The 11,900-nt window shown below is 49.5% G+C and carries 8 protein-coding genes; all 8 read left to right on the forward strand.

Annotation, left to right across the window (positions count from 1 at the left end; genetic code table 11):
* Positions 1 to 118: 118 nt before the first annotated feature.
* The 8 genes from HUX74_RS00205 (at position 119) to HUX74_RS00240 (ending at position 11,810) form a co-directional block, all read left to right on the forward strand.
* Positions 119 to 2,479, forward strand: coding sequence for a TonB-dependent receptor (locus tag HUX74_RS00205; protein ID WP_174645985.1), 2,361 nt, complete (start codon positions 119 to 121; stop codon positions 2,477 to 2,479).
* A gap of 15 nt (positions 2,480 to 2,494) precedes the next feature.
* A complete protein-coding gene (locus HUX74_RS00210; RefSeq protein WP_174645986.1) occupies positions 2,495 to 3,784 on the forward strand; it encodes a hypothetical protein in 1,290 nt (429 codons plus the stop codon).
* Between the two features lie 3 nt (positions 3,785 to 3,787).
* On the forward strand, positions 3,788 to 4,735 hold the full coding sequence (locus HUX74_RS00215) for a sirohydrochlorin cobaltochelatase (protein WP_119961912.1): 948 nt from the start codon (positions 3,788 to 3,790) through the stop codon (positions 4,733 to 4,735).
* A gap of 69 nt (positions 4,736 to 4,804) precedes the next feature.
* Positions 4,805 to 6,319 carry a PepSY domain-containing protein gene (locus HUX74_RS00220; protein ID WP_174645987.1) on the forward strand — a complete coding sequence of 505 codons (1,515 nt, stop codon included), beginning with the start codon at positions 4,805 to 4,807 and terminating at the stop codon, positions 6,317 to 6,319.
* Between the two features lie 15 nt (positions 6,320 to 6,334).
* The gene (locus HUX74_RS00225; protein ID WP_174645988.1) at positions 6,335 to 10,246 is read left to right on the forward strand and encodes a cobaltochelatase subunit CobN; all 3,912 of its coding nucleotides are present in this window, start codon (positions 6,335 to 6,337) and stop codon (positions 10,244 to 10,246) included.
* Between the two features lie 13 nt (positions 10,247 to 10,259).
* Positions 10,260 to 10,817: a hypothetical protein gene (locus HUX74_RS00230; RefSeq protein ID WP_117599535.1), complete on the forward strand. Its 558-nt coding sequence runs from the start codon at positions 10,260 to 10,262 to the stop codon at positions 10,815 to 10,817.
* Positions 10,818 to 10,850: 33 nt separating this feature from the next.
* Positions 10,851 to 11,456, forward strand: a complete 606-nt coding sequence (locus HUX74_RS00235) for a MotA/TolQ/ExbB proton channel family protein (RefSeq protein ID WP_117588807.1) — start codon at positions 10,851 to 10,853, stop codon at positions 11,454 to 11,456.
* A gap of 21 nt (positions 11,457 to 11,477) precedes the next feature.
* Complete coding sequence (locus tag HUX74_RS00240) at positions 11,478 to 11,810, forward strand: DUF2149 domain-containing protein (RefSeq protein WP_005836672.1); 333 nt, start codon at positions 11,478 to 11,480, stop codon at positions 11,808 to 11,810.
* The last annotated feature ends 90 nt before the right edge of the window (positions 11,811 to 11,900 follow it).

Consider the following 11,900-nt stretch of genomic DNA (forward strand, 5'->3'; position numbering starts at 1 on the left):
TCGGGGAATAAAGCAACAAAACATTGAGTCGGGGCATTCTTTATCCATATAAAGGAATCTTTCTCTTTGTTCATTTTTTTCCTTGAGGGCAAGTTACGAACGCTTATAAGGAACTGAAATGAGATTCATCACAGGACTGCTATTTACATTTATTTGCCTGCTTCCTGCAGGTAGTATGGCACAGAATAAGGTCACCTTATCCGGAAAAGTCATAGACCAGCACGGGACACCGGTAGCCCAAGCCACCATCGCAGTGGAAAACACCACCTCCGGCACTTATACGGACGACCGTGGGCAATATTCACTGCAAGTCGCTCCGGGCAAACATACCTTCGTCGTCTCCTTCCTGGGCTACCAAACCGTGAAACAATCCCTCGACATCCGGCAGGATAAAAAACAGAACTTTACATTGCAGGAAAGTGCCGTAACACTGAGCTCTGTCGAGGTTTACGGAAAGACCCAAACGCAGAAAGTGAAGGAAGGGGCCTTTGCTGTCAATGCACTCGACATCAAGCCGATAGTAAACTCACTGAATAACCTCAACGACCTGGTGAACCGTACAACGGGCATCAAGGTGAGAGAGGAAGGCGGAGTTGGCTCGGACTTCGACCTCTCCATCAACGGAATGTCTGGTAATTCCATACGTTATTTCTTAGACGGAATACCATTGGACACAAAAGGCAGCGGCGTTTCATTGGCAAATCTGCCGGTCAATATCATCGACCGGATTGAAATTTATAAAGGAGTAGTACCTGCCAGTCTGGGTACAGATGCATTGGGAGGCGCCATCAATATCATTACAAAACAAGAGAAGAAGAATTATCTGGATGTCTCTTACGGTATCGGTTCCTTCCATACTCACAAGGCAGACTTGAATGCCCAGTTTGTAGAGCCTCGAACCGGACTGATCATTAAACCCACCTTTGGGGTCAATTACTCCAAAAACGATTATATGATGAGAGATGTCGAAGTCTGGGATGAAGACAGCCGCAAATACATTCTGACTGACCGTAGACGCTTCCATGATGACTATTTTTCACTGTTCGGACAAATGGAAATCGGCTTTGCCAATAAGTCCTGGGCAGATGCTTTTTTTGTTTCCGCCTCTTACTCCAAAGTAGACAAGGAGTTGCAAACAGGCTCTGTACAGAGTAAGGTATATGGAATGGCAGAAAGAGGCTCCGATGCCTGGAACATTTCAGCCCGCTATCAAAAGCATAATTTCATTTGGAAGAACATGCAGCTGAATACCGCACTCTCGCACACTTGGGACCATTCATTGACCACAGATACAGCCTACCGTAAGTATGACTGGAACGGAGATTATATCGTAAGTTCACGTAACGAAATCACAGGACGGGGCCGTTCGATGCGCCATTACAAACGTCCCCTGACCATTGGCCGCGCCAATCTGGACTATCGGTTGAACAACCATCACTCCCTCAACCTAAACTATCTATTAAGCCGCATCGGCAATGACCGCTATGATGAAGCGGATACTGATTTTGAAGCCTCCAATGATATTCTGGCAAAACATGTGACAGGCTTCTCCTACAATCAATCCCTTCTCGAAGAAAAAATGAGCAATACCTTTTTTGTAAAGAACTACATCAACCACCTGAATATCCGGCAAACAGATTTATCCAGCATCACCGGATCGAAGGATGTAAAAGGGACAATAACCAAAAAGTATTGGGGCTACGGTATCGGTTCACGCTACACAGTCATAGAACCTTTATCCATTAAAATTTCCTATGAGCACAGCGTCCGGCTGCCCCTTGCCCGCGAATTATTGGGAAACGGTACCACCATATATGCCAATGTAGCCTTGAAACCCGAAAGCAGCGACAACATCAATCTGGGTATCTTCGGCACATGGCATCCTGCCCCCGGCCATACACTTTATTATGAAGCAAACGGTTTCCTGCGCTATGTGGACGACTATATCCAAGCCACCGTAGAAACCAAAGAAGGTATGATGCAATATAAGAATGTTCCGGCTGTACATATCAAGGGCATAGAAGGAGAAGTACGTTACGACTGGCAAAGCAAGTTACAGCTTGCCACCAATGTCAGTTTTCAAGAGGCACGCGACCAGAACAGATACAAGACTGACGGGAAGCCTTCGGCAACTTACAACAACCGGGTACCCAACCGCCCCTGGCTCTTCGGAAGTGCAGAAGCAAGCTATCTTTTCCACAATGTGGTTCTGCCCGAAAGCAAATTACGGCTGAGTTGCAGTTATCAGTGGGTGCACTGGTTTTTCCTGACATGGGAGGCCTATGGCTCTCGCGAAAGCAAGGCACGCATCCCGGCACAACACATTTGCAATGCCGACATCACCTATTCATGGAAACGAGGACGATACAATATTTCGCTGGAATGCTCGAACCTACTCGACAAATTGGCCTATGATAACTATAAACTGCAAAAGCCCGGACGAGCATTCTTCGCCAAATTCAGATTATTCATCAACTAACTAATTTTATTTAAAATGAAACGACTAAATCTTTTATCTGGTATTCTTATGGCCATAGCCATGACCTTATCATTCAGTGCATGTTCTGACAACAATGATCCAGACCCCACCCCGGATCCAGACCCGCAACCGGAACTTTCCGATTATCACTTTGATATTTTTATGACTATCGGCAAACACGGTGGTATGAACCAGGGTGACGGTACCATTGTAAAAAGTGTAAACAGCCTTACGGCAGATATGGAAGTCATTGACATAAAGAATGACGGTGTTGAGTTCAGAAGTGAAAACAACACTTATTCCATGGAAGCCATTGTCAAAGGGAAATACTATTATCAAGTGCCAAACTCAAACGACCGATTTACTAAATTGCAGGTAACCGGTAATTCCATCAAAATAGTCCAAGAACAAACATTTGTACAGAATACCTTCAAAGTACGCGGCTACACACATGCCTGGCTGGATGACCATACCCTGATTATCATGGCAGCCAATGGTAATGCGGACAAAGTTATCTGGACCAAGCTGAATGCTGACGACATGCGTATCCTTACCGAAGGAACACTGGACCTTCCTTTGCCAGAAGGAGCAAAAGTATTCACAGCTTCCGGCATTCTGACCTACAACGAAAAGGCCGGTAAATTATATTACTTCTACTTCGGTAAAGACAAATCAGGCAGAGGTGGAAAGGCAACCTCAAACTTCCTGACAGCAGTTATCAATCCCTCGGACATGAAAGTGGAAAGTAACAAGGTCAATACCCTTGCCGGAGAAATGGCGGGAAGCGCTTACGGAGAACTGATGCAAAGTTGCGTGATGTATGATGCAGACGGTAACCTCTACTTGGCTGCATTCACTGATGCCAATGACATAGAACAAGGCCATCTGCTCCGCATCAAGAAAGGTGAAACAGACTTCGATGCAAGCTATGAGGGATATCCCAACGCCGACGGTAAACTGCTCACCATCCAAAACCTGGGTAACGGTAAAGCCCTCGTGTATGCACGTAATGATGCAGCCGGTACTGCCATCGACAGTTACAGCCACTATTATTCTATCATCAACATCAATACCGGAACACAAGAACGCTTGAGTTATAACGGACAAGAAATACCTTACAGTGGCGGACGATTTGCACAACGCTCCGTTATTATAGACGGTAAGGCATACATCGGCGTAAATACAGAAAAAGCCAATCCTTGTATCTACATCTATGACATAGCAACCGGTAAAGTAGAAAAAGGCGCAGAAATTGCCGAAGGTTATTATTTCGATATGCTTAGAGTGATTGAAAACGATAAATAATCTATGAACAAGATTCTTTCTTTATTACTTTTACTAAGCACCTCCCTCCTTTGCCATGCGCACGGGGGAGGCAATTACGAGCACAGCGATATGCTTGCAAGTATGAAACCCGGTGACAAGGCCGCCCTGCTCATGGTGCACTTCGGCACTACGCATGACGATACCCGTGCCCTCACCATTGATGCCATCAACGCCAAGGCACAAGCTGCCTTCCCGGAGTTGAAGTTCCAAGAAGCCTATACGTCGCGCATCATTATCCGCCGCTTGAAAGAGCGCGGCACCACGAAGCTGACTCCACTGGATGCCATGCTGAAACTGCGCAGCGAAGGTTACACACACCTCATCGTGCAGAGCACCAACATCATTGACGGAGTAGAAATGGAATCACTCCGCAGGGATGTGGAAAGTGCACTGCCCTTCTTCAAGGAAATACGTGTAGGTACTCCCCTGCTCTACTCTATAGAAGATGCAGAGAAGGTGGCAGATATTCTGGGCAACCGCTACAACGCCCCGGCACAAGGCAAGAAAGTTTCCAAAGAACACTTCGTCCTTGTGGGGCACGGTACCTATACCCCTAGTACCGCCATCTACAGTCAGATGGACTATATGCTGAAAGCAGGCGGACTGGCCAATTTCCATGTGGGCACCATCGAAGGTTATCCTACCTTTGACACCATGCTGGCACAACTGAAAGCCGGGAAAGCCAAACGTGTGACCCTCATCCCCTTCATGTTTGTTGCCGGAGACCATGCCAAAAACGACATTGCCGGAGAGTGGAAGGAGATGCTCGAGAAAGAAGGCTTCACCGTCAGTGCACAACTGGAAGGACTGGGACAAATTCCGGAAATTCAAGAAATATTCATTGACCATATCCGTTTCGGACTGAAGCACCGCATGCTGGACATCATGACGAAGAAGGCGGCCTATGCTGCCGGAAAAGACACTGAATAATATACCCATTAGTGGGTATTTAGTGTTCTTGAATCATCTTGTACTTTTGCAAGAAAAACGCGAACGACAATGAATGTTATCACCAAACTGATGTACTCTATTCATAGGATACTGGGCACTTTGCTCTGTATCCTATTTCTCATGTGGTTCCTCTCCGCCTTCGTGATGATGTACCACCGCTTTCCCCGTGTCAGCGCCAAGGAAAAAATGCAAAAGCTGGAAATGCTCTCCCAAGCCGGAGACTCACTTCCGGACATCTCCTCCGTCACAGCCCGCCTGCCCCGTGGCGTAAAGGTCAGGTCTACGATACTGAACCTCAATGCCGGACACCCCGAGTTCAGCTTTAGTACCACAAAAGGCACGTTTCATTTCCTTGCCGATTCCACCATCTCACGACCCTCTTTGGACAGCGAGCACCTGCACCGAACAGCAGCTTTGTGGTGTTCTTCTCCCATTACCCGCATCGACACCCTCCACTCTCTGGACCAATGGATTCCCTTCGCTGAACTGAAAAAGGAAATGCCCGTCTATAAAATATACTTTGCTGACGATGCCGGGACACAACTCTATCTCGGCTCGCAAAACGGCGAAGTCTTGCAGTTCTCCAACAAAAGCGAACGCTTCTGGGCATGGCTGGGAGCCATCCCCCACTGGGTGTACTTCACCTGGCTGCGGCAGGACACCGCCCTTTGGACTAAAACCGTCATCTGGCTCACAGCTCTGGGCTGCCTCATGGTTATTGCCGGCATCTGGGTAACTGTGGATGTATGGCGCAAGACACACCGCAACCGTCACTCCAAATTCTCTCCCTACCGAAAAAGATGGTATCACTGGCACTACGTCAGCGGAATATTTTTCGGCATCTTCGTACTGACCTTCACCTTCAGCGGCATGATGTCTTTGGCAGACATTCCCGAATGGATTCATAAACCGGCACTGAAGAAAGGCAGCGCCACACGCACGCTCCATGCCCGTGCCCCACAACCGGAGGATTACCCCCTGGACTACCGCCGTGTCATAGCCGCCTATCCCCAAGCTTTACAGATAGAGTGGCGCAACTTCCGCGAACATCCCTACTACATCGTAAAAGACAGCAAAAACGAATATTACATCGATGCCACCGACAGCCTGCCGCGTCCGTTGCAACTCTCCGAAGAAGAAATCCTGAAAGGCGTGGAAAGCATTTATGCCTCCCGGCGTGATTCTTCACAACATATCCCCGGCATACGCATCTCCCGGCTCGAACATTTCGAGACCTACTATCGCGACATGAGCAATATGTATCGCGGACGCCCCCAGCTTCCCGTGTGGAAGATTACGGTGGACGACCCGGACCGGAGCGTCTATTACATTCACCCGGAAACGGGAATCATCCGCCATACAGACACTTCCTCCCGCTGGAAATACTGGAGCTATACAGCCCTGCACCGCATGCGTCTGCCCGGTCTGAACTCCAATGCCACCCTGCGCAAGACTGTGCTTTGGGTATTGCTGCTTGGAGGTACAGCCGTTTGCATCACGGGTGTGGCGTTAAGTGTGAATTATATAAGAAGAAAATGTTGCAAAAGACAAAAACTCTATTAACGAGAATAAACTTGTATGAATAAGAAAAGACTTGGAATATTCCTCGGCAGCATAGCCCTATTGATTGTCTGCAGCTTTGCGGCCTATCAATACTGGCTGGCTCCTACACGTATACTTATTATCAACGCAACCCTGGCACAAGCTGCCGACATTGCCCTGAACAATGACTGTGCCCGGATAGAAGTCAACTGCATCAAAAAAGAAGATGTGAAGGACCTTTCCGGCTATGACGCCATCGTGATGTACAGCAGGGGCTTGTATCTCGATGACAGCCAAGTTGCCGAAGTGGAACGGGTGGGTGCCGGCGGAGTACCGGTCTTTACCAATACGTTACGAAACTCCGCTTTCTCCATCAACTATAACATCACCAACGAGCAACAGCACACGTTGCGGGAGTACCTCAAGAACGGCAACAAACACAACTACCGGAATGCCTTACTCTACCTGCGCCACATTGCCACTCCCCACCGGTGGGGACACCAAGATTACGAGCCTCCCATCCCATTGCTAGAGAACATGTTCTACCACCGCGAATACGGCTGCTACTTCAGTACTCCGCAAGAGGTAACTGCCTATCTGAAAGAAAAAAATCTCTACCATGAGGACGGACGCAACCTTGCCCTGATTTCCGGACTCAACTTTCCGATGGAAGGAAACCGTGCCCACGTAGATTCCCTCATCACACGCCTGACACAAGCAGGCTTCAATGTCTACCCTTTCACTGCCGGAGGCCAACCGCGTGCCGATATGATACGTACCCTCCATCCCGATGCAGTAGTCTACCTACCTATGGGACGGCTGGGCAATGACTCACTCATCAACTGGCTGCACCAGGAAAACATTCCTTTATTCATGCCTTTCCCGCTGATTCAGCCCCACGAGGAATGGCTGAACCCCAATACCCCCGTCAGCGGCGGTACGCTGACTGCCCGTATAGTGGTGCCGGAGATAGACGGAGGCATGCTGCCCCTCTGCATCGCCACCCAAAACAAAAACAAGCAGGGATATTATCTGTACACCGCCGAGAATGAACGGATAGATGCTGTAGTGGACCATATTACCAAATATATGTCCCTGAGAAACATGTCCAACAAAGAAAAGCGTGTTGCCATCTGCTACTTCAAGACTCCGGGAAAAGACGCTCTGCTGGCAAGCGGAATGGAAGTGATTCCTTCACTCTACAACTTCTTGAAACGCCTGCGCTCGGAAGGGTACGACGTCGGCGGACTGCCTGCCACTGTAGAGGAGTTCGGCAAGCGGATACATCGTGACGGTGCCGTCATGGGTTCGTATGCCAAAGGAGCGCAAGAACAGTTTTTGAAAACAGCACACCCGGTATGGTTGTCTACCGAGCAATACGAACAATGGGCACACGAAGTACTCCTTCCCGAGAAATATCAGGAAGTGACGGACAGATATGGAGATGCGCCCGGCAATCTGCTGGCAACAGAAGATAGTATCGCCATTGCCTGCCTGCAATTCGGCAATATCCTGCTCTTCCCCCAGCCCCGCCCGGCATTGGGAGATGATGAGTTCAAACTGGTGCACGGTATGCCGGTGGCGCCGCCCCACAGTTATCTGGCTCCTTATCTGTATATGCAAAAAGGTTTCAAAGCAGATGCGGTGATTCACTTCGGCACCCACGGCAACCTGGAATATACTCCCGGAAAGAATGTGGCACAGTCGCAGGCCGACTGGTCGGATGTACTGATTGGTAACCTCCCCCACTTCTACTTCTATACCACCGGAAACGTAGGCGAGGGTATCATTGCTAAACGCCGAACACATGCTGTACTGGTCACCCATCTCACTCCGCCCTACGTGGAGAGCGGTATGCGCCAACGCTATTCGGCCTTGCTGGAAGATATTCACAAAGTGCTGGACGAAGGGACTGCCAAACACCGGGCTCTGGGAATGAACATCAAAAAAGAGGCCATGCGCCTGGGGCTGCACCGCGACCTCAATCTGGATTCCATATCCGGCGAACCCTATACAGCCGAGGAGTTGGAACGTCTGGATGCCTTCACCGAAGAGATAGCCAACGAAAAGATACTGGGTGCGTACTACACCATGAACGAGCCTTATTCTGACCGCGACCTGCTGACTACCACTCTCGCCGTCGCTGCCGACCCGCTGGCATACGAAACGGCCCGCAAGGACCGCGATAAAGGTAAAATCACCACAAAGCAGTTGCAAGACTTTACCTATATAGCCCACCACTACTTGCCTGCTGCCAGGAAAAGACTGACTGCCTTACTCCAGAATCCACCCAAAGATACTGCATCTGTAGCACCGGAGCTTCGCCCCGCCCTGCTCTATCGCGAACAGTTGCTGGCCTCCACCGCCAACGAGCAAAATGCCATGGTGCGTGCACTCAGCGGGGGGACCGTATTTCCCGCTCCGGGAGGTGACCCCGTACTGAACCCGAACGTTCTGCCCACCGGACGCAACATGTACAGCATCAACGCCGAGAATACTCCCAACCCAAGGGCTTGGGAAGATGGGAAGCGATTGGCAGAAGCGACTTTAAAACAGTACATCAGCAAGCACGGCAAATATCCCCGGAAAGTAAGCTATACCTTCTGGGCAGGCGAATTCATCAATACGGAAGGAGCCACACTCGCTCAAGTATTCTGGATGTTGGGAGTAGAACCCGTACGCGATGACCAAGGCAGAGTGGTCGACTTGAAACTGGTGCCCAGCGAAGAACTGGGACGTCCGCGCATCAATGTGCTGGTGCAAGTCTCCGGGCAACTGCGCGACATCGCCGGTTCCCGCCTGAAACTACTGACCGATGCCATACGTCTGGCATCGGAAGCCGGGAATGAGACCTATTCCAACTACGTGGCATCAGGTACATTGTTGCAGGAAAAATTACTGGTAGAAAAGGGAACTTCCCCCAAACGTGCCCGTGAAATGTCTGTGATGCGTGTATTCGGACCGGTCAACAGCGGATACAGTACCGGTATGATGGCCTATACCGAGCACAGCGGTTCGTGGGAAAGCGAAAAGGAAATAGCGGAAGGATATCTCAACAATATGGGTGCCTCTTATGGGGACGACGAAAATTGGGGAGACGTCCAGGAAGGTTTGTTTGCCTCAGCACTGTCCGAAACGGATGTTGTCATCCAGCCCCGTCAAAGTAACACATGGGGCCCCATCTCTCTGGACCATGTATATGAATTTACGGGCGGACTCTCGCTCACCGTCAAAACCGTGACCGGCAAGGAACCGGATGCCTATATGGCAGACTACCGCAACCGGACCAACCGCCGCATGCAGGATGCCAAAGAGGCCATTGCCGTAGAGACACGTTCCACCGTCTTGAACCCTACCTTTATACAAGAGCGGATGAAAGGCGGGGAAGGTTCGGCGCAGATGTTCGGCGAAATCTTCCGCAACATCTTCGGCTGGCACGTTATGCGTCCGTCGGCCATAGACAAGGAACTGTTCAATGACTTATATAGAATATATATAAAGGATGAGAATAAGCTGGGCATTCACGAATACTTCCTCCGTGTCAATCCCGCCGCATTCCAGGCCATGACAGCCGTCATGCTGGAAAGTGCCCGCAAAGGTTACTGGAAAGCATCTGATGAGCAACTGAAAACCACCGCCTCCTTGCATGCACAAATCACACGCGAGAAGGGTGCCGCCTGCACAGAGTTCGTTTGTGACAATACCAGGCTCCAATCGTTCGTTGCCGACCGGTTGAACAATAGTGAGAAGCAGACCTATACCCGAAACATGCAGGAGGTACACGAAGCATCCGTAACCAATGACAAGAATGTCGTACTGAAAGAACACAAACTGGCTTCCGAACAAACGGTACGTAAGAACAGAGTGAACGGAGTGATTGCAGGCACTCTTGTCATCATAGGCTTCATCGGATTGGTCGTACTGTTGAAGAGAAGGAAAAAAGAATAAGAAACAGAGTATTATGGAATACGTCATTCATCTGTTAGCCCTATTCATCGCCCTCAATTTTCTATTGAAGGTGGGGTTCTATCCCCGCTGGGGAATGTGGACGGTTGCCGCAGGCTGTGCCTTTTTTGCGTGGCTGGTGACTCCGTGGATGACGGAACAGTCCAAGACCGTGGTGGCATCTTTTTTTGCTTCCCGCCCGCAGATGTTGAACTTGTCGGTATGTGTCACCCTGGAAGCTGCCGTAATGATAGCTTTCTGTTTCGACTGTTTCGCAGAAATGCGTACCCGCAACACGGCCTTCAAACAAGCGGTCACCCTCTTGCTGAAGCTATACCCCGGCATACTGATAGGCGGAGTAATCTGCTACGTCCTGGCGCTACTGCTTTTCTCTTTTCCCGGTCTTGATTTCGGCAGTCTCTCATGGATAGCAGCCGGTGTTACTTTCCTTGCAGTCGGTGCCGGTAGCCGTTTGCTGCGATATGCTATCGGTGACAAGCCGCTGCGCTTGGAAGTATTGTTCATTGTCAATATTTTCATTGTTATATTGAGCATCATTGCCACGGGCTATTGAAACGAATTAAAGAATTAAAAACTAAAAAGATATATGGAAACAATCTCAAACACACTGTTCTGGATTTCGAACGGGCTGCTGGTTCCCGTCATAGTCCTGCTGCTGCTACTCTTTCTACGTGCCATTCTCCTTGCGGGAGGTTTCTTCGGGGAGTTCTATCAACGGATGAAATTACAGAAGCAATTCGCTGAAACACTGGAGAACATCACCCCAGAGAATATAGACGGACTGCTGCAGCAACTCCCGTCGGCAGGTAACTCCCCTCTCCTCCGCAGCTTGTCCAAACTGTCCGCACACCGGGACGACGACGCCTACTGCGAACACCTGCTTGCCAATTATGAAGTGGAAGCCGAGAAGGAGTTGGGACGTTCGCGTACTTTCATCAAGCTGGGTCCTATGTTGGGACTGATGGGTACCCTCATCCCGATGGGTCCCGCACTGGTAGGTTTGGCACAAGGAGACATCTCCTCCATGGCCTACAATATGCAGGTGGCTTTTGCCACTACAGTGGTAGGACTGGTCATTGCTGCTGTCGGCATCATCACCCTGCAAGTGAAACAACGCTGGTATGCCCGCGAAATGAACGACTTGGAATATCTGTACAAAGTGATAAGCCGCCAAACGGCCGAAAAGGAATAACGGACTAACGATACGAAAACAATGAAGAGTAAGAGAAACAGATTACTGCACAGCGATTCGGACTCCGACCCCATGGGTACGGTAGCCAATCTTTTTGACGTAGCAATGGTCTTTGCCGTAGCCTTGATGGTGGCTCTCGTCTCCCGCTTCAATATGACGGAGATGTTTTCCAAAGAAGACTTCACTATGGTGAAGAATCCCGGAAAGGAAAATATGGAAATCATTACCAAAGAAGGGCAGGAAATCAAGAAATACACTCCCAGCGAAGACCCAAAGACCTCCGGTAAAAGAGGAAAGAAAGTGGGAGTTGCCTATCAGCTTGAAAATGGAGAGATTATCTATGTGCCGGAATAAGGGAATACAGTACCTATTAATAGCTATTTGGCCATCGCAGTATAACAACTATTAAGTATTTCACCCTCCGATAATGGTATGTACCTTTGC

This window comes from Bacteroides sp. Marseille-P8574, assembly GCF_902825465.1.
In the GTDB taxonomy this organism is placed as follows: domain Bacteria; phylum Bacteroidota; class Bacteroidia; order Bacteroidales; family Bacteroidaceae; genus Bacteroides; species Bacteroides uniformis.

Bases quoted from the DNA above. Each gene is read 5' to 3' on its own strand.
- HUX74_RS00220 (WP_174645987.1), top strand. From the start codon at position 4,805: ATGAATGTTATCACCAAACTGATGTACTCTATTCATAGGATACTGGGC.
- HUX74_RS00225 (WP_174645988.1), top strand. From the start codon at position 6,335: ATGAATAAGAAAAGACTTGGAATATTCCTCGGCAGCATAGCCCTATTG.
- HUX74_RS00230 (WP_117599535.1), top strand. From the start codon at position 10,260: ATGGAATACGTCATTCATCTGTTAGCCCTATTCATCGCCCTCAATTTT.
- HUX74_RS00210 (WP_174645986.1), top strand. From the start codon at position 2,495: ATGAAACGACTAAATCTTTTATCTGGTATTCTTATGGCCATAGCCATG.
- HUX74_RS00240 (WP_005836672.1), top strand. From the start codon at position 11,478: ATGAAGAGTAAGAGAAACAGATTACTGCACAGCGATTCGGACTCCGAC.
- HUX74_RS00235 (WP_117588807.1), top strand. From the start codon at position 10,851: ATGGAAACAATCTCAAACACACTGTTCTGGATTTCGAACGGGCTGCTG.
- HUX74_RS00205 (WP_174645985.1), top strand. From the start codon at position 119: ATGAGATTCATCACAGGACTGCTATTTACATTTATTTGCCTGCTTCCT.
- HUX74_RS00215 (WP_119961912.1), top strand. From the start codon at position 3,788: ATGAACAAGATTCTTTCTTTATTACTTTTACTAAGCACCTCCCTCCTT.